This window comes from Bradyrhizobium sp. AZCC 1719 (genome assembly GCF_036924525.1).
Classification (GTDB): domain Bacteria; phylum Pseudomonadota; class Alphaproteobacteria; order Rhizobiales; family Xanthobacteraceae; genus Bradyrhizobium.
This window is the reverse complement of record NZ_JAZHRU010000001.1, coordinates 3161350-3182481: the sequence shown is the minus strand read 5'-3', so window position 1 is coordinate 3182481 and position 21132 is coordinate 3161350. Positions and strand designations below refer to the sequence as shown.

22 protein-coding genes are annotated in these 21132 nt (G+C 61.6%); 8 read left to right on the top strand and 14 right to left on the bottom strand.

Annotated features, from left to right (window positions below; translation table 11 throughout):
- Positions 1 to 2 precede the first annotated feature (2 nt).
- Together V1292_RS15015 and V1292_RS15010 are read left to right on the top strand one after the other, a co-directional pair.
- Positions 3 to 1136, top strand: a complete 1134-nt coding sequence (locus tag V1292_RS15015) for a DSD1 family PLP-dependent enzyme (RefSeq protein ID WP_334373502.1) — start codon at positions 3 to 5, stop codon at positions 1134 to 1136.
- Entirely contained in the window at positions 1126 to 1518 is a 393-nt protein-coding gene (locus tag V1292_RS15010) for a RidA family protein (protein ID WP_334373500.1), read from the top strand. The genes V1292_RS15015 and V1292_RS15010 overlap by 11 nt, the downstream gene beginning before the upstream one ends.
- Positions 1519 to 1725: 207 nt before the next feature.
- Here the strand turns inward: V1292_RS15010 and V1292_RS15005 are convergent, their stop codons facing one another.
- The 4 genes from V1292_RS15005 to V1292_RS14990 form a co-directional block, all read right to left on the bottom strand.
- Complete coding sequence (locus V1292_RS15005; protein ID WP_334373499.1) at positions 1726 to 3369, bottom strand: GMC family oxidoreductase; 1644 nt, start codon at positions 3367 to 3369, stop codon at positions 1726 to 1728.
- Positions 3370 to 3392: 23 nt separating this feature from the next.
- Positions 3393 to 3986 carry a GNAT family N-acetyltransferase gene (locus V1292_RS15000; protein ID WP_334373498.1) on the bottom strand — a complete coding sequence of 198 codons (594 nt, stop codon included), beginning with the start codon at positions 3984 to 3986 and terminating at the stop codon, positions 3393 to 3395.
- Between the two features lie 224 nt (positions 3987 to 4210).
- The gene (locus V1292_RS14995) at positions 4211 to 5137 is read right to left on the bottom strand and encodes an SMP-30/gluconolactonase/LRE family protein (protein WP_334373497.1); all 927 of its coding nucleotides are present in this window, start codon (positions 5135 to 5137) and stop codon (positions 4211 to 4213) included.
- Between the two features lie 149 nt (positions 5138 to 5286).
- On the bottom strand, positions 5287 to 6120 hold the full coding sequence (locus V1292_RS14990; RefSeq protein ID WP_334373496.1) for an AraC family transcriptional regulator: 834 nt from the start codon (positions 6118 to 6120) through the stop codon (positions 5287 to 5289).
- A 118-nt stretch (positions 6121 to 6238) separates the two neighbouring features.
- Here V1292_RS14990 and V1292_RS14985 point away from each other — a divergent pair, with 118 nt between their 5' ends.
- A complete protein-coding gene (locus tag V1292_RS14985) occupies positions 6239 to 7345 on the top strand; it encodes a mandelate racemase/muconate lactonizing enzyme family protein (RefSeq protein ID WP_334373495.1) in 1107 nt (368 codons plus the stop codon).
- Positions 7346 to 7501: 156 nt separating this feature from the next.
- On the opposite strand, the gene V1292_RS14980 is transcribed toward V1292_RS14985, so the two are convergent.
- A complete protein-coding gene (locus V1292_RS14980) occupies positions 7502 to 7876 on the bottom strand; it encodes a hypothetical protein (protein ID WP_442895524.1) in 375 nt (124 codons plus the stop codon).
- A gap of 194 nt (positions 7877 to 8070) precedes the next feature.
- Here V1292_RS14980 and V1292_RS14975 point away from each other — a divergent pair, with 194 nt between their 5' ends.
- Positions 8071 to 8304: a hypothetical protein gene (locus V1292_RS14975; RefSeq protein WP_171577477.1), complete on the top strand. Its 234-nt coding sequence runs from the start codon at positions 8071 to 8073 to the stop codon at positions 8302 to 8304.
- A 225-nt stretch (positions 8305 to 8529) separates the two neighbouring features.
- Here the strand turns inward: V1292_RS14975 and V1292_RS14970 are convergent, their stop codons facing one another.
- Both V1292_RS14970 and V1292_RS14965 read right to left on the bottom strand, forming a co-directional pair.
- On the bottom strand, positions 8530 to 8958 hold the full coding sequence (locus tag V1292_RS14970) for a cupin domain-containing protein (RefSeq protein WP_334373494.1): 429 nt from the start codon (positions 8956 to 8958) through the stop codon (positions 8530 to 8532).
- Between the two features lie 261 nt (positions 8959 to 9219).
- Entirely contained in the window at positions 9220 to 9873 is a 654-nt protein-coding gene (locus tag V1292_RS14965) for a glutathione S-transferase family protein (RefSeq protein ID WP_334373493.1), read from the bottom strand.
- A 174-nt stretch (positions 9874 to 10047) separates the two neighbouring features.
- Here V1292_RS14965 and V1292_RS14960 point away from each other — a divergent pair, with 174 nt between their 5' ends.
- Together V1292_RS14960 and V1292_RS14955 are read left to right on the top strand one after the other, a co-directional pair.
- On the top strand, positions 10048 to 11271 hold the full coding sequence (locus tag V1292_RS14960; protein WP_334373492.1) for a polyhydroxyalkanoate depolymerase: 1224 nt from the start codon (positions 10048 to 10050) through the stop codon (positions 11269 to 11271).
- 231 nt (positions 11272 to 11502) lie between these two features.
- Positions 11503 to 12297 carry a substrate-binding domain-containing protein gene (locus V1292_RS14955; RefSeq protein WP_334377050.1) on the top strand — a complete coding sequence of 265 codons (795 nt, stop codon included), beginning with the start codon at positions 11503 to 11505 and terminating at the stop codon, positions 12295 to 12297.
- 117 nt (positions 12298 to 12414) lie between these two features.
- On the opposite strand, the gene V1292_RS14950 is transcribed toward V1292_RS14955, so the two are convergent.
- Together V1292_RS14950 and V1292_RS14945 are read right to left on the bottom strand one after the other, a co-directional pair.
- The gene (locus tag V1292_RS14950; RefSeq protein ID WP_334373491.1) at positions 12415 to 14151 is read right to left on the bottom strand and encodes a bifunctional protein-serine/threonine kinase/phosphatase; all 1737 of its coding nucleotides are present in this window, start codon (positions 14149 to 14151) and stop codon (positions 12415 to 12417) included.
- A gap of 62 nt (positions 14152 to 14213) precedes the next feature.
- Positions 14214 to 15065 (bottom strand): formate/nitrite transporter family protein, encoded by an 852-nt coding sequence (locus tag V1292_RS14945; RefSeq protein ID WP_065744419.1) that lies wholly within the window; start codon positions 15063 to 15065, stop codon positions 14214 to 14216.
- A 608-nt stretch (positions 15066 to 15673) separates the two neighbouring features.
- Between V1292_RS14945 and V1292_RS14940 the strand changes: the two genes are divergently transcribed.
- Positions 15674 to 16027: a cupin domain-containing protein gene (locus V1292_RS14940; RefSeq protein ID WP_334373490.1), complete on the top strand. Its 354-nt coding sequence runs from the start codon at positions 15674 to 15676 to the stop codon at positions 16025 to 16027.
- Between the two features lie 219 nt (positions 16028 to 16246).
- Here the strand turns inward: V1292_RS14940 and V1292_RS14935 are convergent, their stop codons facing one another.
- The 4 genes from V1292_RS14935 to V1292_RS14920 all read right to left on the bottom strand — a co-directional run bounded on the left by V1292_RS14935 (position 16247) and on the right by V1292_RS14920 (position 19624).
- Positions 16247 to 17326 carry a tetratricopeptide repeat protein gene (locus tag V1292_RS14935; protein ID WP_334373488.1) on the bottom strand — a complete coding sequence of 360 codons (1080 nt, stop codon included), beginning with the start codon at positions 17324 to 17326 and terminating at the stop codon, positions 16247 to 16249.
- Between the two features lie 265 nt (positions 17327 to 17591).
- A complete protein-coding gene (locus tag V1292_RS14930; protein ID WP_334373486.1) occupies positions 17592 to 18689 on the bottom strand; it encodes a tetratricopeptide repeat protein in 1098 nt (365 codons plus the stop codon).
- A 360-nt stretch (positions 18690 to 19049) separates the two neighbouring features.
- On the bottom strand, positions 19050 to 19268 hold the full coding sequence (locus tag V1292_RS14925) for a hypothetical protein (protein WP_334373485.1): 219 nt from the start codon (positions 19266 to 19268) through the stop codon (positions 19050 to 19052).
- Between the two features lie 35 nt (positions 19269 to 19303).
- A complete protein-coding gene (locus V1292_RS14920; protein ID WP_334373484.1) occupies positions 19304 to 19624 on the bottom strand; it encodes a hypothetical protein in 321 nt (106 codons plus the stop codon).
- 133 nt (positions 19625 to 19757) lie between these two features.
- On the opposite strand from V1292_RS14920, the gene V1292_RS33865 reads away from it, so the two are divergent.
- On the top strand, positions 19758 to 20177 hold the full coding sequence (locus tag V1292_RS33865; protein WP_442895523.1) for an energy transducer TonB: 420 nt from the start codon (positions 19758 to 19760) through the stop codon (positions 20175 to 20177).
- Positions 20178 to 20338: 161 nt separating this feature from the next.
- Here V1292_RS33865 and V1292_RS14915 read toward each other — a convergent pair whose 3' ends face one another.
- Complete coding sequence (locus tag V1292_RS14915) at positions 20339 to 21085, bottom strand: transporter substrate-binding domain-containing protein (RefSeq protein WP_442895615.1); 747 nt, start codon at positions 21083 to 21085, stop codon at positions 20339 to 20341.
- Positions 21086 to 21132 lie beyond the last annotated feature (47 nt).

Here is a 21132-nt window from a genome sequence, read left to right as displayed (position 1 = left end):
GCATGACCACATCTCTCTCGGATATCGAAACGCCCGCTGCCGTCATCGACGTCGCGCGCACGCAGCGTAACATCGGCCGCATGCAGGACCGGATGAGCGCCTTGGGCGTCAGTTTCCGTCCCCACGTCAAGACGACCAAATGTGCCGCTGTTGCCGACAGGCAACGCGCCGCAGGCGCGAACGGCATCACCGTCTCGACCCTGCGTGAAGCCGAGGAGTTTTTTGCCGCGGGCTACGACGACATTCTCTACGCGGTCTGCATCGCTCCGCACAGACTCAGCCGAGCCCAAGGACTGCGTGATCAGGGCTGCCGTCTCAAAATTCTGGTCGACTCGGTCGAGGCTGCGCAAGCAATCGTCGAGGCGCAGTCGTATCGCGATCCTTTCGAAGTCCTGATCGAAGTCGACACTGACGGGCACCGCTCAGGTGTGGGCCCCGAGGATGAGCGTCTCATCGAGATCGGTCGCATTCTTCACACCGGTGGCGCCACACTTTGCGGCGTGCTGACTCATGCCGGAAATTCCTATGAACTCGACGATCCCGAGGCCTTGGAGCACTTGGCGGAGCAGGAGCGTGCCTTGAGCGTACGCGCGGCCGAACGGCTTCGCGCTGCCGGCCTTCCCTGCCCGATAGTGAGCGTCGGATCGACCCCGACAGCACTGTCCGCCCGCGCCTTGGACGGCGTTACGGAAGTGCGATGCGGCGTGTATGTGTTCTTCGACCTGTTCATGACGAATGTCGGCGTCTGCGCGATCGACGATATTGCGCTTTCTGTGCTGACGACCGTGGTCGGCCATCAGTCGGAAAAAGGCTGGATCATCGTCGATGCCGGATGGATGGCGATGAGCCGAGACCGCGGCACTGCTCGTCAGCGCCATGATTACGGATACGGGATCGCATGCGACTTAGCGGGGCACCCGCTCAAGGGAGACTTGGTCATGATCGCGGCAAATCAGGAACATGGGATCCTCGCCGCGACGAACGGACGTCTCATCTCTCTTGAAAATCGCTTCCCGATTGGCACACGACTTCGAATACTCCCGAATCACGCCTGTGCAACCGGAGCGCAATTCTCCGAATATCACGCCGCCACGGACAACGGCATTGAAACATGGCGGAGGTTTAATGGCTGGTGACATTGACTACCTGGAACCTCACGGAATGGCGGCTCCCGGTGGGCACTACAGTCATGCTGTGAGAGCTGGTGCTTTTGTTTTTGTGTCTGGACAATTGCCGATCTCCGCCAACGGTGCGAGGCTTGCTGACAAGGACTTTCAGACCCAAGTGCGTCAAGCATTGGCCAATCTCGCGACGGCCTTGGAGGCGGCAAACAGCGCTGTCGACAAGCTCATTCATGTTCGCGTCTACGTCACGGACATCAATGACTGGCCGGTCTTCGACAGCATCTATTCCGAATGGATCGGCGCCGTCCGACCGGCCCGCGCGGTCGTCCCCGTCCCGACGTTGCACTACGGCTTTCGTGTCGAGATCGAAGCAGTGGCGGGCATAGCGCAATAAAAGCGAGATCAGCGCGCCGAATGACATTATCGGATTTTTAGCGAGGACCCATACGCGAGGCCTGTCCGCTTTGGCCAGAAGCGTCCGTTCCGATTGCCCCAATACGGACTCAACGTAAGGCTCTTTTTGATCCTTGCGCCGGCTGGCCGGACTAACTTCTGCTTAGGCGTCTCAACTCTCACATCCAGTACCTAATCTCATCACGGCCTAGACCTGCACCGGAAACCTCACGGCTTCCAGCGCCGTCTTGCCGCGGATCATGTCGGAGGCCTTGTCGGCGATCATCAAGGTCGAGGCGTTGAGATTGGCCGAGATCATCCGCGGCATGATCGAGGCGTCGACGACGCGCAAGCCCTGCAGGCCGTGCACGCGCAACTGGTCGTCGACCACGGCCCATTTGGTATCCGCCGGCCCCATGCGGCAGGTGCAGCCGGGATGGAACGTGGTGGTGCCGCGCTCGGTGGCGGCGGCCAAAAATTCGTCGTCGCTCTGCACCTTCGGCCCCGGGAAATCCTCATAGGCGTAGTATGGCGCGAGCGGCTTTGAAGCGAGCAACCGGCGCGCCAGTTTCATGCCGGCGACGACGACGCGGCGGTCGATCTCTTCCACCAGATAATTGGTCTGGATGATCGGTGGCGCGAACGGATCGGCGGAGCGGATGCGGACATAGCCGCGGCTCTCCGGGCGCTGCTGCCATGAGGCAACCGTCATGCCGGGCTCGTCCTCGAGCTGGCCCTGCACGCCCTCCTTGTAGCTCGCCGGTGTAAAGGTGAGCTGCAGGTCGGAGCTTTCGGTGGTCTCGCCGGAGTGCCAGAAGCAATAGACCATGGTCGGCGACAGCGACAGCAACCCGCGCCGCGTCGTCGCCCATTTCAGCGCCTCGACCCACAGGCTCAGGCCGCGCCTGAGTTCATTGATGGTCTTGATGTTCTTGACGCGTGCGACCGAGCGCGGCGCGTAATGATCCTGCAGGCCTTCGCCGACGCCGGGCAGCGCGTGACGGACCTCGATGCCGTGCGACTGCAGCAGTTCGGGCGAGCCGACGCCGGACAATTGCAGCACCTGCGGCGAGTTATAGGCGCCGCCGGAAAGAATGACTTCCTTGTTGGCGCGCACCTCGACGGGCGTGCCGCCCTTGCCGCCCCGGAGATAACGCACGCCGACCGCGCGCTTGCCCTCGAAAATGAGGTTGGTGACATGGGCGTGCGTCCGCACATCCACATTGCCCCGCTTCCGCGCCGGATGCAGGAACGCCTTCGCGGCGCTCATGCGCAGGCCGTTCTGGATGGTGCGCTGGCAGTAGGAGACGCCCTCCTGGATCGCGCCGTTGTAATCGGGATTTTTGGGGATGCCGAGGCTGACGGCGCCTTCCATGAACGCCTCGCACAGCGGATCCTGCCAATCCATCGTGGTGACGATGAGACTGCCGTCACGGCCGCGATAGGTCTCGTCGCCCTCGCCGACCCGCCGCTCCAGCCGCTTGAAATACGGCAGTATGTCCGGATAGCCCCAGCCGCGATTGCCAAGCTGCGCCCAGGTGTCGAAATCCTGGCGCTGGCCGCGGTTGTAGATATGGCCGTTGATCGAGGATGATCCGCCCAGCGTCTTGCCGCGCGGCGCGTAGATGCTGCGCCCGCCGGTCCACGGCCCCGGCTCTTGGCTGTAGGCCCAGTTGACGCTCTTCATGTGGAACGTCTTGATGAAGCCGGCGGGCAGATGGATGTAGGGATGCCAGTCCTTGCCACCCGCTTCGAGCACGCAGACGCGGCTGGAAGAATCTTCGCTGAGCCGGTTGGCGAGCACGCTGCCTGCGGAGCCCGCGCCGATAATCACATAATCGAACGTTTCCATCGTCTCTTTTCTGGCGCGGCTTGTTACCGCGGCTTATCGTTGAGTTGATAGGTGAGATGCGCCTTCACCGTCGGCCATTCGCTGGCAATGATGCTGTAAACCACCGTGTCGCGCAATGTCCCGTTCGGCGCGATCTGATGGCTGCGCAGGATGCCGTCCAGCTTGGCGCCCAGCCGCTCGATGCCGCGCCGGCTCTGGTGATTGAAGAAATGGGTGCGGAACTCCACTGCAATGCAATTCAACTTCTCGAACGCGTGCGTCAGCAGCAGCAATTTGCACTGCGTATTGAGCGCGCTGCGCTGCACGCGCTTGGCGTACCAGGTCGAGCCGATCTCGACGCGGCGGTTGGCGGCATCGACGTTCATGTAGGTCGTCATGCCCGCGATCTTGCCCGCGGCGTCATAGACCGTGAACGGCAGCATCGATCCCGCCGCAAACAGGCCGAGCCGGCGATCGATTTCCGTTTTCATGTTTTCGGCGGTCGGAATGAAGGTGTACCAGAGCTTCCACAGCTCGCCGTCCCTCACCGCTTCCACCAGGCCATCGATGTGATCATGCGACAACGGCTCCAGCCGCGCGTGCTCGCCGCTAAGGGCAACCGGTTCAAGAAAGGTCATTTCAAATACTCCCTCTCCTCATCCTGAGGAGCCGCAAAGCGGCGTCTCGAAGGATGAAGGCTCCGTCTGTGGCCTCATGGTTCGAGACGCGCTTCGCGCTCCTCACCATGAGGGATCACTTCGTCATTCCGGGATGGTGCGCTAGCACCAGACCCGGAATCTCGAGATTCCGGGTTCGATGCTTCGCATCGCCCCGGAATGACGATTGCGCTATCGCGCAATCGTCACTTGTTCAAAAAGTTCAGCGCCAGTCCCGGCCGCGCCCAGTCCATCGCAATCAATTCGCCTTTGCCCGACAGCGTGATGTACGCCGTCTTCAATTCCGGCCCGCCGAATGCGATATTGGTGGTGACGCGGTCGCCCGTCGGCACCTGCTCGACCAGCGTGCCGTCGGGCGCGATCACCGAGATGCAGCCCGACACCAGCGTCGCCACGCAGACATTGCCGTTGGCCTCCACCGCCATCGAGTCGAACATCTGGTAGCCGCCCAGCCCTGCGATCGGCTTGCCGCGCTCGCCGCGATAGATCACGTCGCGCGGCTTGATGGTGCCGGGCTCGGAGACCTCATAGGCCCACAGCCGCGCGGTCGGCGTCTCCGCGATGTACACGGTCTTCTCGTCCGGCGATAGGCCGATGCCGTTGGCGGGCAGCACGCCGTGCACGACCTCGACGATCTCCGTCATGCCCGGCTTGAGATAATAGAACCCGCCGACATCCATCTCGCGGGCGCGGCGCTTGCCGAGATCGGAGAACCAGAGGCCGCCGTGCTTGTCGAACACGAGGTCGTTGGGCCCCCGCAGTGCGTGCTCGCCGCATTTGGTGACGACGGTCTCGACCTTGCCGCTCTGCAGATCCACGCGCTGGATCGAGCCGCCCTGATAATCATCGGGCTGCGGCCCCGGCATGATCATCTTGCCGGTCGGAATCCAGCTAAAGCCGCCGTTGTTGCAGAGGTACATCTTGCCGTCGGGGCCGAGCGCGGCGCCATTGGGGCCACCGGGAATTTGCGCGACGACCTCCTTGCGCCCGTCAGGATAAACCCGCGTCAGCCGCTTGCCGCGGATTTCGACCAGCACCACCGATCCGTCCGGCATGACGACCGGGCCTTCCGGAAACTCCAGATCGGTGGCGAGAACGCGGATATCGGCCATGAATCCTCCCGGCTTGCTTTTGGCTGCAGGCGGATTTTTGGCTCGGCCCCGCACGCGCAATAATTCGTTGCGGCTGTTATGGCAAAGTCGGTTTGGCTTGCCAAGCAATCACCGGCAATGAAGCGGCGCAGGGCAGCATTGCGGAGACGCTACTCCTTGACCGGAATCCAGATCTCCAGCCCGCCATTGCCGGTGGCGGGATCGAAATTCTCGTCGTAGCGCTCGAAGCTCGGCGCATCTGCCGCCTTCATGCCCGATGCCGGCAGCCAGTGATTCCAGATCGTGTTGACGGTGCGGCGAATGGTCGAGATGTGCTCTGAGTGGGTGAACACCGCATACTTCTGCTCCGGAATCCGCACGCGGGCGAACTCGCGCGGCAGGTCGGAGAAGTCGGCCACCTCGACGCCGGCAATGTAATCGAAGCCGGAATCGTCGCCATTGCAGCAGACGCCATAGGCTACCTTGCCGACCCTATTCGGGATGGCGTCGACTGTCTGGTGAAACTTCTGCCACTGGTTCGGAATGCCGGCGCCGCCGTTCTCATGCGTGCAGCGTTCGCTGATGCCGGCGATCAGCAAGGGCTTGGAAGTTTCGAAACGCGGCGGCTTGAGAGTATCGAGCAGGGTTGAATCCATCATGATGGGCTCCTGAAGCTTGAGATGATCGAGGCACGTTGTGGCGCGGACCGCTTCGGGCGTTACGCCGAAATGGTCGCGGAACGCGCGGGTGAAAGCTTCGTGAGAGCTGTAATCCGAATCCAGCGCGAGGCTGAGAATGTCGGGCGCGCCGGCGGCGAGTGCCTGCGCCGCCTTGGTCAGCCTGCGGGCGCGCACATAACGCATGACCGAAACGCCGGTCGCGGCGGCAAACGCCCGCACCAGATGAAAACGCGAGACGCCGGCAATGTTAGCGATCTCATCGAGCGTCAACGGGTCGGCGAGATGGCTTTCGATGTACCAGAGCGCTTTCTGGGCTGGATTCATGGCTCACAGCTTTCATGCGAAGCGTTCGTATTATCGGCGATTGCGCCGCGCTTGATTTGACAGTCCTTGCTCTTCGATCGTGCCACTGACAAGGTAGGGAACGCTTTCGGAGGGTACCATGCTGATCACCAATGTCCGGGCGCACCATATCCGTATTCCCTATGACGCTGGCGTCGCGAGCTTCAAGCAAGGCGCGTCCGCCATCTCGGCGCTGGAAATCGTCATGGTGGAAGTTTCGACCGACGCCGGGATTACCGGCTGGGGCGATGCCTTCGCCTATGTCTGCCCGCGAACCAGCACCGCCGCCATCGAGGAAATGATTGCGCCGCAGGCGCAGGGCCTCGAGGTTCCCGATGCGGCCGGTATTCCCGCCTTCATGGAACAGATCCAGCGCAACCTGCATCTGTTCGGCCGTTATGGCATTACGATGTTCGCGATATCGGCGCTCGATATCGCCTTGTGGGACCTTGCGGCCAAAGCGAACGGCGTGCCGTTGCACCGCCTGATCGGCGAAGCCAGGCGCACTCGGATTCCCGCCTATGCGAGCCTGCTGCGGATCGGAAAGCCGGAGCTGATCGCAAGCGAATGCGAGACCGCGCTGCGGCAGGGCTACAAGGCGATCAAATTGCATGAGACCACCACACCTGCGGTATTTGCCGCACGGCAGGCGATCGGCGCCGGCATTCCGCTGATGGTCGACCTGAATTGTCCGCTGAATGGCGGGGAGGCGATCGCCTTCGCGCATTCCTGCCGCGACGCCGCGCCGATGTTCCTTGAAGAGCCGGTCTGGCCGCCGGAAGATTTTGCAACGCTAGCCGACGTGCGAAGCAAGGGCTCGCTCAACGTTGCGGCTGGAGAGAACGCCTGCACGGTTCATCAGTTCAGGCAGATGATGAAGGCGGGCGCGGTAAGCCATGCGCAACCTTCCGTCATCAAGGTCGGCGGCATCACCGAATATCTGAAGGTAGCTGCCTTGGCCGACGAATTCGGCGTCAGGCTTGCGCCGCATTCGCCGTATTTCGGGCCGGGCTTCCTGGCGACGCTGCACTTGATGTCGCTGCGCGACGACGCGAGCTTTGTCGAAGTGTTCTCCATGAAGCGCGCCGCCTGCTTGTGGCGCGGCCGCATCGATGTCGATGCCAATGGCGATGTGGAGGTGCCGCAGGGGCCGGGTCTCGGTTACGAACCGGACAAGGCCGTCATGGAGCAATACCGCGTGGCGTAACGGCAGCTACCTCTACTACGTCATAAGCCCCTCATGGTGAGGAGCGCGAAGCGCGTCTCGAACCATGAGGCCCCATCTGTGGCCTACATCCTTGGAGACGCCCGCTCTGCGGGCTCCTCAGGATGAGGGGTTTGTAGGTGCTCTGACGCAGTAGAACTACCTCGCGCCGTCTTTCGGCGTCACCGCATCCTTCGCGGTGGGCGCAGCGGTCTTCTTCGCATCCTCGGCCGCCTTGTTCTGCGCCGCCTGCAACTCGCCGACCAGCTTCTGCAAGCCAATGACCGCGTTCTTCAGCGCCTCGATCTGCCGGTTGCTGGCATCAATCTTCTGCTGATGATCGGTGGTGAGTTTTGTAATCGTCTTCTGCAGGAAGTCGACATTGCTCTGCAGGCATGAGGTGCGCCGCTCCATGGTTTTTTCGACGGTGCAGATCTCGATGCCGGGAACGTCCTGCGCGTGGACGCTTTCCGGCAACAAAGCCATCAGCAGCGCGATGGCGACGATCGTGATCTTGGGCGTCGGAGCAATCATCCAAATCCTCGTTCCAAAAGCATCCACGCAGGGGAACGTCTATCACGGCAATTTGCGTGAAGGAGGGCCCTGTCCCCAGAGATACCATACTGATACCTCATTCAGGCGTTGTGCTTCATCCCGTTAACAGTGGATGGATTTCGCCGCACCTCAAACCGGTGTGTTTGCCGGCTGCGGCAGTGGAGATTGATTGTATGGCAACGCGTGAAAAACGACTGGCGCAGTTCGACGGCAACGGGGACCCGCCGCCGAACCTGCCGGTGGAAGTTCTTTGCGAGGATCACAGCGGAACCTATCAACTGCCGTTCGCCTGCCGATGGATCGACGGTCAATGGCGCAATGACAGGACCGGCGGCATGGTCGAGGCAACCGTGGTCGGTTGGCGACTGCCGCGGCCGAGATCTGAAAACGCCGCGGATAGGCCCTGACCCGTCGCAGATTGCGTCAAAATGCGACGGACGCGCGCGGGACTTTAAGGTTCGGAACAGCGATGGAACGAACCGCGCCCGAATCACTGATTTAGCGCCGTACGCTCCTGTTCACGGCTAGATGTCGGGCGCCATCCGAGCCGGCGCACCACATAAAGGACCACAGCAATCGGCCGCAGCCAACGGCCGACGACAAAGGTTAATTCCTCGGCGGATGACATGCGGTCACCTCCACGGCGTGGGCGGCGGCACCTTGTCGACGGCAGGCGGCACGTCGATGGTCTTGAAGTCGGCGGGGCTGACGATCTCGAGGTACTCCATGTCCTCCGAGTAATCGTACAGGTAATGCGTGATGCCCGGGTGCACGACATCGCCCGCCTGCACCAGGGTTGACTTGTCCTCATACATGAAGCGCGCCCAGCCCTTGGTCATGATCACGATCTGGAATTCGCATTCGTGCTTGTGCCAGCCGGTACCCTCTTCCGGCGGCAAGTCGGGGTTGGCCTTGACCAGGTGGCAAATCACCTGCCCGCCGGTGGCATCGGCGATGCCGAGATCGCGATAAAGGAAGAAGTCGCGCAGACCTCCGCCCTTGAACTCGGTATCGCCGGGTTTGACGTGAGAGAATTTGCTGACGACGGCCTGCTTGTTCATCGAAGCCTCCACGGTTCGCGTTGGCGGGACCGCGACAGGCGAAGAGCGTCCAAATTTTCGGCAGCGTCGCATCGTCGCGTTCACGGCTGCATGCTGCTATGCGAAATCCACGCCAGTCGCGTTGCGATGCAGCGATTTGGCCGGCATCCGTGCAGTGAACCGCTTGGCCGGAGGCAGAAATCCGGTTTCAGCAGCTTGCAAAAATGGCGAATGACCGGGCCCTGCGCCGCCATCAAAGCGGGCAAGGCTCACCGGGCTTGCCTAATATTCGACCTCGAGCTCCTCGATATCGGCCGGCTCGGCCTTGGCGGCCTCGATCCATTCCTGCATCTCTGGCATCGCCATGATCGTCTTGGCGTAGGCCGCGAGGGTGGGCTCGAGCTTGACGTCATAGGTCATGAAACGGGTCACAACGGGCGCGTACATGGCGTCCGCCATGGTGCGCTCGCCGAACAGGAACGGCCCGCCTGATTCCGCAAGGCATTCGCGCCAGATGGTGCAGACCCGGTCGATATCGGCCTGCGCGCGCGACCAGATCTTGAAGCCCGGGAAATGGCCCTTCAGGTTGACCGGCAGCGAGGCGCGCAGCGTGGTGAAGCCCGAATGGATCTCACCGCAGATCGAGCGGCAATGGGCGCGCCGGATCCGGTCGGACGGCAGCAGGCCGGCGTCCGGCATGGCCTCGTTGAGATATTCCGCGATCGCCAGCGTATCCCAGATGGTGGCGCCCTCATGGCGCAGGCACGGCACCAGGATCGAGGACGACAGCAGCAGGATTTCAGCCCGCGCCGAGGCATCGTCGGGAGCGGTGATGACCTCCTCGAACTCAAGCCCTGAGAACTTCGCCAGCAGCCAGCCGCGCAGCGACCAGGACGAGTAATTCTTGCTGGAGATGGTCAGTGTGGTCTTCGCCATATGGCCTTCCCTCGAACCCCAAAACGCCTTGCCGGGCAAGGGCGGCCGACCGCGGCGCCGCCCAATGCCTGTGCGCTGGGCATTTGCGCAGCAAACCACGTGCCAGTTTTAGAGGCGGCCGGGCCCGCTGTGGCGTCGATATTGCATGGCCTCACGGGACAGGGGCTGATGTGAATGATGTCAATGATGTACCAGGCCTATCAGAACCACATGGACCTGACGTCGCCATGGCGGACCGGGGCGGCAGCGGCGCTCAGATATCTCAACCTGGTGCCGCAGGGCGTCTCCGACAAATTATTCGGCCGGCTGGCCGCTTCGCTCGAACTGATCTCGCGCTCCTCCCTCACCTATCACCGGCCAGCCTATGGCATCGACAGGGTACTGGTCGGCAATCGGGAGCTGGAGGTAACCGAGGAAGTCACCTTCGCCACCCCGTTCGGTTCGCTCCTGCATTTCAAGAAGGAGAACGCGCCGGAGCAGCCGCGGCTGTTGCTGGTGGCGCCGATGTCCGGCCATTTCGCGACGCTATTGCGCGGTACCGTGAAGACGTTGCTGCAGGACCACGACGTCTACATCACCGACTGGCACAATCCGCGCGACATTCCGCTTCATGCCGGCCGGTTTGGGCTGGAGGATTACACCGATCACCTGATCACCTTCCTGGACAAGATCGGTCCGCGTGCGCACATGGTGGCGATCTGCCAGCCGTCGGTCTCGGCGCTGGCCGCGGCTGCCGTGATGTCGGAGGATAATCACCCGGCCCGCCCGGCGACGCTGACCCTGATGGCCGGGCCGATCGACACCCGGATCCAGCCGACCAAGGTCAATGAATTCGCCAGGAGCAAGCCGATCAACTGGTTTGAGAAAAACCTGATCAATTACGTGCCGGTGCAGTGCAAGGGCGCGTTCCGAAAAGTCTATCCCGGTTTTGTGCAGCTCACCGCCTTCGTGTCGATGAATCTGGAACGCCACATCAAGCAGCACATCGACCTCGCCAATCATCTCGCCAAGGGTGAGAAGGAAAAGGCCGCGATCATCAAGACCTTCTACGACGAATATTTTGCGGTGATGGATCTGCCTGCTGAATTCTATATCGAGACCGTGCGCGACGTGTTTCAGGAGCATCTGTTGCCGCAGGGCAAACTGAAGCATCGCGGCCGGAAGGTCGACCCGGCCGCGATCCGGCGCATGGGCCTGATGACGGTCGAGGGCGAAAAGGACGATATCTGTTCGATCGGCCAGACGCTGGCGGCGCAGGACCTCTGCACCGGCGTGCGCGCCTATCGCAAGGTGCACCACATGCAGGCCGGCGTCGGCCATTACGGCGTGTTCTCCGGCAAGCGCTGGAACAACGAGATCTATCCGCTGCTGCGGGATTTCGTGCATGTGAATTCGTGAGGGCTGGCGCACCGCCCTCTCCACGTCATTGCGAGGAGCAAAGCGACGAAGCAATCCATTGGCTCCTCGTGCGCCGAGAGATGGATTGCTTCGCGGAGCCTGTCATCGGGCGCGCATTCGCGCGACCCGTTCGCTCGCAATGACGGAGTGGCGGGTCTAGCCGTCCTCCCTCTTGCGCGCTAGCATTTCCCAAGGTCGACCGCTCAAGAGTCGTCCCAGGAGGAATTCATGATGCGGCTTTCAAAAACACTTCGCACCCTCGCGCTCGCCACTCTCAGTGCGTTCCTGCTGACCGTCACAGCCACAGCCGCCGAGGTGCGGGTGATGATCTCGGGCGGATTGTCGGCCGCCTACAAGGCGCTGGTTCCGGAATTCGAGCGTGCGACAGGCCACAAGGTGCTGACCGCTTACGGGCCGTCGATGGGCACGACCACGAATGCTATCCCGGTACGGCTGGAGCGCGGCGAACCGGCGGACGTCCTGATCATGGTCGGTTATGCGCTCGACGATCTCGCCAAGAAAGGCAAAGTGACTGCCGGCACCAGCGTTGATCTCGTCAAGTCGCCGATCGGGGTTGCCGTCAAGTCGGGCATGCCGAAGCCTGATATCAGCACTGCCGACGCGCTCAAGCGCGCGCTGCTGGCGGTGAAGACGGTCGCCTATTCCGACAGCGCCAGCGGCGTCTATGTCTCGACCGAGATGTTCGGAAAGCTCGGCATTACGGAAGCCATGAAGGACAAAGCGAGGAAGATTCCGGCAACGCCGGTCGGCGAGATCGTCGCGCGCGGCGACGCCGAGATCGGCTTCCAACAGATCAGCGAATTGAAGCCGGTGGAAGGCATCGAGATCGTCGGCCCGCTGCCGGACGAATTGCAGAAGATCACGGTGTTTTCCGCAGGGATCGCCACCGTCTCGAAAGAACCCGAGGCCGGCAAAGCGCTGATCAAGTTCCTCGCCTCGCCCGCCGCGCGCCCCGAGATCGTCAAGAGCGGCCTCGATCCGATTCCGGCGGGGACGACGAACTAGCCCGGTCGTCATCGCCCGACTTGAATCGGGCGATCCAGTACCCCGCGGCCGGCGTTGTGAAAGGAAACCGATGACACGGAGTACTGGATGCCCCGCCTGAAGCGGGGCATGACAGCACTACCGGTTCACCCCGTGCTGCATGGCGAGCAGCACGATTACGGCGAGCGCCAGCACGACCGTCGTGCTTTTCCAGAACAGCAGCGGATTGCGCTCGATCAGCGGCGTCGAAGAGCCGCTGACGTAATTGGCATTGGGATGACGCAGGTCGAACAGGAACTCTGAAAAACTGTCATAGCGCTTGTAGGGATTGGGGTGCACGGCCTTCTCGAGCGTGCCGTCGATCCATTGCGGCAACTCGCGGTCGCCATGCGACACCGGGCGGTAGACCAGCTTGTTGAATTGCGACCTGGTCCGCGCCTTTGCGATCTGCGCGCCGTAGGGCAGTTTTCCGGTCAGCATCTGGTAGGTGATGACGCCGAGCGAAAACAGGTCCGAACGCATCGTTGCCGGCTCGCCGAGGAAATATTCGGGGGCGGTATATTGCTGGGTACCGAGAATGTCATTGCGGATGCCTGACGGTTCGGCCTCCACGACGCCCGTGATTTTCGTCGAACCGAAATCGATGATCTTCACGGTACCCGTCGCATCGATCATGATGTTGTCGGGCCTGACGTCCTGGTGCAGCATCTCCTTGCGATGGAAGGCGCGCAAGCCCTTGGCGATCTGCTCGACGATGCCGCGCACGGTCTCCAGGCTCGGTTTCGGATTGTCGATCATCCATTGCGTCAGCGTTTGCCCGTCGATGTACTCGGTCGCGACATAGAGGAAGTTGCGCTTGCGCTGCAGCAGGCAGGGCTTCAGCACGTGCGGGCTGTCGATCCGCCGCGCCACCCACTCCTCCATCATGAACCGCTTCAGGTAGGCGGGATCGTCGCGCAAATCGATCGACGGGATCTTGATGGTGACGACCGCGTCGGTTTCGATATCGACGGCAAGGTAGATGTGGCTGCGGCTGGAGCCGTGCAACTCGCGGACGATTCGGTAGCCGTCGAACACGGTGCGCGCCTCCAGAAGCGGAGGCAGCGGCAGTTCATGCGGCTGGGCGAACACTTCGCTGGCGGCGCCGTCGGGCACCTCATCGACGCGGACGATCTGGACGGTGAGATTGTCCTTGCTGCCAGCTTCAAATGCCTGGTCGACAATCCCCTTCGCGGCCGCATCGAGATCGGCGCCGCCTTCGTTCACCGCCTTTGCAATGCGACGGGCGCTAAGATGCTCGTAGATGCCGTCGGTCACGAGCACAAAGACATCGCCCGGCTCGACCCGCAGCATCTGGTAGTCGATCTCGATTTGCGGATTTACGCCGAGCGCCCGGCCGAGATAGCTCTGCTGCGAGGAAATGACGATGCGGTGGTCGTTGGTCAGTTGCTCCAGCGTGTTGCCGGAGAGACGATAGATGCGGGAATCGCCGATGTGAAAGAGATGCGCCGTGGTCGACTTGATGACCATGGCGGAGAGCGTACAGACGTAACCGCGGTCCTTGTCATAGGCATACTGGCTGCGCGTCTGCGAATGCAGCCAGGAATTGGTCGCCTCCAGCACACGCTGCGCCGAGGTCCGCACCGACCAGGATTCCGAGGTGCAGTAATAGTCGGTCAAAAACCCCTTGACCGCCGATTCCGCGGCGACCCGGCTGACCTTGCTCGTGCTGATGCCGTCGGCCAGCACGATGGAAATGCCCTTGAGGCTGAGCAGCGGCTCGTCCGGGATCAGGACGCCATGGAAATCCTGGTTGGTTTCCTTGGCTCCCTTATCGGAAAATTGTCCGACCGATATTTTCAGCTCGCGCGGCATTCCCGGCTTTCACGACAATGGGCCTCTCCCCTGGCGAGGAGAGGCCCATCCTCGTCTTAAGATCAAGCGGCAATGCGCGAGGACGGCCGCGAAGATGCCGCAGCCGACGCGCTACGCGACGGACCGGTCTTCACGTGAGTGGCGTACAGCGTCAGCCCGGTGAAAGCGAGACCGCCGACGAGGTTGCCGACCACGGTCGGAATCTCGTTCCAGACGATGTAGTCCCACCAGGTGAACTTGCCGCCGAGTAGGAGACCCGACGGGAACAGGAACATGTTCACGATGGAATGCTCGAAGGTCATGAAGAAGAAGAGCATGATCGGCATCCACATCGCGATCACCTTGCCGCTGACATGGGTGGAGATCATCGCGCCCACGACGCCGGCCGAGACCATCCAGTTGCAGAGCATGCCGCGGATGAACAGCGTCAGCATGCCGGCCGCGCCATGGTTGGCATAGCCGACGGTGCGGCTCTCGCCGATCGTGCCGATCACTTGCCCGACCTTGTCCGGTGGCTGCGACCAGCCGAAGGTGAACACGATCGCCATCATCACGGCGACCGTAAAGGCGCCGGCGAAATTGCCGATGAAGACGAGGCCCCAGTTGCGCAGCACGCCGCCGAGCGTCACGCCAGGGCGCTTGTCGATCAGCGCCAACGGCGCCAGCACGAACACGCCGGTGAGCAGGTCGAAGCCGAGCAGATACAGCATGCAGAAGCCGACCGGAAACAGCGCGGCGCCGACGATCGGCACGCCGGTCTGCACGTTGATGGTGATCGCAAACGCCGCGGCAAGCGCGAGGATCGCTCCGGCCATGTAGGCGCGGATGACCGTATCGCGCGTCGACATGAAGATCTTGGATTCTCCGGCGTCGACCATCTTGGTCACGAATTCCGAAGGCGCGAGATAGGCCATTCCTGTTCCCCTTTCGAGACAAGTTTAGAGCGCGCCGGATGCTGCGCAGCCGTGCACCGATTAAAATGAAAAATCTTGCCGTCCTCGTGCGCGACAGATCCCGCGCCGCCTTTGAACGGCACAGAAACGACGCAGGTCATGCCCGATCAGGAACTGAGGATGCGCGAGCTATCGTGAGGTGGTCCCGAAGACTGCTCGAAGCGCCTCACGCGAGGCTGCTTGATCCCAACGCCTTCGGCCAACGCTGGCCTTGGCAATCCGAACGGACGGCAGTCGTCATTGACTGAGACAGGATTAAGCAATCGATGTGCCAACCCGAAATCGAGCCGCAGGCTTAGAAAAAGCGCGTATTTCTACGTGGTTATGGCCCTATCGCGGGACGTTCCGATTGGGACTGATGCCTTGTATTTGTGCAGTTGCACAGATGTTGCGCCTGCGGCGCAGCCCGCGCCATCAGTCATTCCGGGGCACGCACGGCGTGGGCCGGAATCGATTTCGGTACGTCCGAGGCTCAATGGGGGCTCGATGCTTTGCATCGCCCCGGAATGACGCAAGGACTATTCTCAGACCTCGACGGTTAGCCCCCTGAAGGACTGGAAGGTGCAACGATGAGAGACAAGATCAGCCTGACCGACAAGCTCGCCACGTTCGATGAGCATTGGTCGCCAAGAACCGTTGCGCAACTCAATGACTATGACGTCATGGTCGTGAAGGTGAAGGACGACTTCGTCTGGCACAAACACGATGACACGGACGATTTTTTTCTCGTCCTGAAGGGAGTTCTCGACATCCAGTTGCGCGACCGAACGATCACGATCGGCCCCGGCGAATTGTACATCGTGCCAAAGGGCGTCGAGCATCGCCCAGTCGCCCGTGAGGAAGTACACCTGTTGCTCATCGAACCTGCCGGAACGCCAAATACCGGCGATGCCAATACGGCGGCACCACGCAAGACTGCATAGCGTATCCCGTCTCCGTGTGGCCCTTCGCGACATATTGCGTCGCCGCGCAAGCTTGGCCGCTCACGGGGCAACGCGGACATTAGCCGGCCGATGGTCCTGGCTGAATCAACCGAAGATGACCCGAAGCCAGCTCCATCCATCCAGCCCCCGACTGAATGCGCCTTCGGACATCTGGAGGGTGGTCTCACAGGTGAATGCGGCTCGATCGACACGGGCCGCTCAAATGTGCCGCGTGATGCCGCGACCGCACGCGCGGTCGAGTACGCAGTTCCTGAGCACATTGTCGAAGTCAGGGTCGCGCTCGCCGTCGATGCGCACGTCCGGAAAGCCGTTGCGGCGCAGGTAGAGTTGCACACGCAGGATCGCCTGCTTGCCGCCCGAGAGCATCAGCGCCTCGATGTCGCGGTTGGACTCCTCGCGTTTGCCGAGTTGCGCCAGCAGCAGCGCACGCTGGAACAAGATCTCGCGATGGTGGCGCAGGGCGACGGCGGTCGTCGGCTGGCCGGGCGGGCCGAGCAACACATTCAGGTCCTCGATCGCCTCCGCCGGCCGATCGAGGGCGATCAGTGCGAGCGCTCGTGTCTCACGCGCCATGAGATCGCTCGCCGAAATTGCGAGCGCCTTCGTCGCGTCATCGATCGCGCCCTCGAATTGTCCGAGACGAAGCTGCGCCTGCGCCTTCATTAGCCGCGTGCGGTGATCGCCGGGATCGAGCGAAACCGCATGTTTGAGGTCGCGCTCCGCGAGATCGACCTGGCCGCGGCTCATGTGGATGCGCGCCTTGATCGACAGCATGTCGGTGTCGTCCGGTCGCTGCGCGATCGCCGCCGTGATGTCCGCCAGCGCATCGAGCCCCTTCCCGGCGTTGATCAGCACCTCCGCGCGCGAGGCAAGCAGCACCGGATTGGTCGGCTCGATCATCAGGCCGGCATTGAGGTCGCGTTCGGCCGCATCGAGCTTCAGCAGCGTTGAGAGCAGTCGCCCGCGAAATGTCAGAGACGAAACATTCGTCGGATCGATGGCCACCGCCGCATTCGCCGCCTTGAGCGCTTCCTCCGTGCGCGTCTGCGCCAGCAGCGCAACCGACCGCTCGATATGAGCGCGCGCGAGCGATGGGCCCGGCAGCGTGGCATCGACCGGCGCGGGGTCGCAAACGCCTTGCTTCCATTCCTCGTACGGCGCCCTGCACTGCGCCCACCCTACCGAGCGGAACGAGCCGGCCGTGCCGATGGGGTCCCTCGCCAAGGCGGGTGAGGCAAGCGCGAACGCAAACGCAACGAGCGCAAGGCGACCGATCATTGGTTCGACGCCCACTGTTGCCAACTGGAGTAGTTGATCGTGCCGGTGCAGAGAGGCGCCTTCCGTCGGCAAAAGCCGCGTTCGAATGCCTGCGCGAAAGGTCTCTCGCTCCGCAGCGTGCTTGGGAAAACCGCTGTGCCGCACGAACTCGCGTGTGGCCGCGGCGTGGATTGGCAGGCCGATCCACTCTCGGCGAGCGCGGCGGCGTTGGAAAAAACAAGGAAGGCAACGACTAGTACGGCTCTGCTTTGCATTCTTTCCTCGGCTAGCATTGGGGATCGATCATGCAGGCACGCATGGCGTCATCGAGTTCCCGCGTTTGTCCGCTCGGCAGCCCCGGCTCGCTCCAGTAGCCGGCGTGACGCAGCGCGTTCATCAACCCGTTCAATTCCCTTATCCCGTCTAAATCCCTTCGATCCAGCGAGACCGCCGTTTTCAGGTCGCGCACCGCCGCATCGGTGCGCCCGAACTGACGGTGCATGCGTGCTCGCATGATCAGGCCTCTCGCGTAATCCGGGCGCGCCGTCACCGCGGCATCGAAGGCCGCGAAAGCCTCCTCAAAGCGCTTGAATCCCGCAAGTGAAATGCCCAGCGCATAGAGCGCAGTGTAGTTTCGCGGCTCCTTATGCACCGCCTCGGTGAGATCGCGCAGCGCGTCGTCCTTGCGCTGGACGTAGAAGCCGAGGAAATGCGCCCGCGCGGCGAGCGCAGGCGCCGAACGCCCTACGTCGACCGCCGCGTCGTACTCCTTTTCGGCAAGATCGAGCCGACCGGAATCCTCATAGCTGTAGGCGAGCTCAAGCAGCGCCTTGACGCGGAAATCGCGAACGATCCCGTCCGCGTCGAGAAAGCCCTGCGCGTCGTTAAGCCTGGCCGGCGGAATGGCGAGGAGCGCACTCGCGTCCGCGATCGCCTCGGCGAATCGGCGCTTGAAACGATTTTCGCGCGCGCGGAAATAAAGTGCGAATCCCTCGGTCGGATCGACCTCGATTGCCTTGCTGTAGAACTCAAACGCCTTGTCGCTCTCTCCGACGTCCGACAGCAGCGCTCCGACCGCCCTGAGCACACGCGGGTTCCGCGGATTGATCGCGTAAGCCTGCTCGATCCGCCTCTTGCAATCGCCCATGCGCCGCAGACGCGCATCGACATTCGACCACGAGATGAGAATTTCCTCGTTCTTCGGATCGAGCGCAAAGGCCGCGCGGTAGTCTTCGGCTGCCTCGTTGAGACGCTGCGTGCGGTGATAGCCGCGCGCGCGGACGAAATGCGCCTGTGCGCGGTCGCGATCCGACAAGTTATGCGCGGCGAGCCGTTCGCCGCAGGGCGTGATGACCGACGCCGAGTCGATCGCAACCTGACCCATAGTGCATTCGACAGCTGATGCTGACGACATCGCGCCAAGGACCCATGCGACGACGAGGGTATTGCGGCGGTGCATCGATCTTCAGCTCCGGTTGCGATCCGACCAAGGTAACCACGCCGCGGCTCAAATTCCTTTCAACGCAATCGCTAAAGTTGTATCGAAATCGCCTCGCACCAATTGCTGCGACCAAAAGTGCGCCAACGGCGAACGCTAGAAGAATGATAGCCAGCATCCGTCACGGGGCACCTCAATCCAGATTTGGCATCACTCGCCTAGGTGTAGTAAAACTGATCTAAGATTAGTTGAGCTGTCGCTATTGACCCTTCGCGACATATTGCGCCCACCGGTTATTTGTCCGCATCAGGGGCGCAGACGAACGCAGTCTGGTTCAATCCAGATGGAGTGCGTGAAGCTCTTCTCGCCGACGACTTCGCCCACGTGCAACTCCAGAAGCCCGTTGTCGATGCCCTCAACAGGAAAGACGCGACCTACACAAGCTTCGAACAACGCCTGAGTGCCCATTCCGGACGGCAGCGATACCGGCACTGCTACTACTTCAACTCGATCCCCGATCTTCATGTCACACCATTGGCCGCATCAATTGGCAGATCTTTTTAGTGATCTCCGCCCCCGCCAGAACTATCGTGATAGTCGCCGCTGTGTTGGGCGCTCCCGCTACCGTCGCTTGATCCAGTCTCGGAATGAAAAAAGCCCCAGCGGTGCGCATCTATGACCATGGACGTGTAAAGTGCTCTAACCGCGCCGTATTCAGGATCGGCAGGTCTGAGGTCATCAAGCCGCTTCCTCAGCTCGGCCAGATGTTTCAGCCTTGCTTGCTTGTTGAAGAGCCAATAGATGCCGAGGCCCACCGCGAGAAGGGCAACAACGCCGAACACGATGCCGGTGATCGATGCAGGACGTGTCAACATGTCCATTGAGATTCGCCTTAAGGTGGTAGCGGCCACCTTATTAGTCGAAAGTGATTAAGGCTTGGCTGACCATTCCGAAAATGTTTGCCTCTCTCGGCAAGCTCTGATTGTATGACCGAAGGAACTAAGGGTTGGATTGATGCGCATTGTCGGTACTGTTTTGGTAATCGCTTTTGTTTGGCTTCAATGTACTGACGTCGTTGCAGCAAGAAAACAAACACTGCCTGCTGATTACGTGGCGGAGCTTGTGCGAAGGTTGAACATAAGCAAAGTCTACCCATACCGGGCAAATGCCGATTGCCGGGTACGAATGGCTTTAGTCAGATTTAATTTTGACAAGGATGGAGCATTGACTTTCGTTCGCGTCGTCAAGAGCAGCGGACTGCCCGATTTTGACAGAGCGGCAGTCATGACTGTTCAACGCGCTCAGCCATTTCCTCCTCGACCCGCAGGAGTTTCAAAGAGTAGCTTCGGTCTACCGCTCGTGTTGAATCCCCTTCATCGCGAGGATGGGATTCCCAGCACTTGCCAGTTGCGCCAAGCTCAATCGCGCAATTAGGACGTGGCGCGAACTGAGTAAGCCGCGCCCCGCATAATTAAGCGTTGTCCGCTAGTGGCCCTTCGCGATATATTGCGCCGCCGCGCGAGCTTGGTCGCTCACGGGGCAAAGCGTGACATGATCCTCGTCGCGTCACGCCACCAAGTTTGTGCGTACACGGCCTATTTCGTCTGCGTTCGCACCGGCCGCTCCTTCAGGCCGTTATTGTCATAGGCCTTGCGCAGCGTGCCGTTGGAGATCGCTTCGTTCAGGAACTTGACCGCAAACGCCAGCGACAGCGGATGATTGGACGGCACTGCCACCGCCGTCACGGTCTGCTTGAAGGTTTCATCCAGCACGCGCGTGCCCGGAATCCTCCTTGCCATCGCGTTGAGCTGATCGCGCGACAGCGCGAACGCGTCGATCTCGCCATTCTTGAGCAGGCCGAAGATTTCGTCGTAGGTCTGGTAGCCCGTGACTTTGGCGTTCTTCAAATGCGCGATCGCACCGCGCATCGTGGTTGTATTGTTGACCGCCGCGACCTTGATCCCGGGTTGATCGAGTGTTGCGAAATTCGTGACCGTCGAGCCAGGCTTGACGATGTAGGTCGCATCCGACACCTCATAGATCGGTCCGAACGACATCCTGCCCTCGCGTTCCGGATCCTTCGGCAGGAAGGTGATGTCCCAGGTGCCCTTCGACGCCGCGTCGACGATCTGCCCGGAATTGTTGTGCGCGACATATTCGACGGGAACACCGAGTTGCTCCGCCATCGCCTTGCCGAGATCGACCGGCACGCCGGCATAGCCGGTTTCGGTCCTGGTCGACCAGAACGCGCCGCCGGCCGGACTGATCGCGATCGCCACCCGCAGCTTGCCGGTCGGCGCAATCTCATCCTTCAAGGCATCCGCTGCAGCGGGCATCGTCATCATCACTGTCAATCCCAGCAAGAAACCGGCCGTTGCCGGCGAGAGTT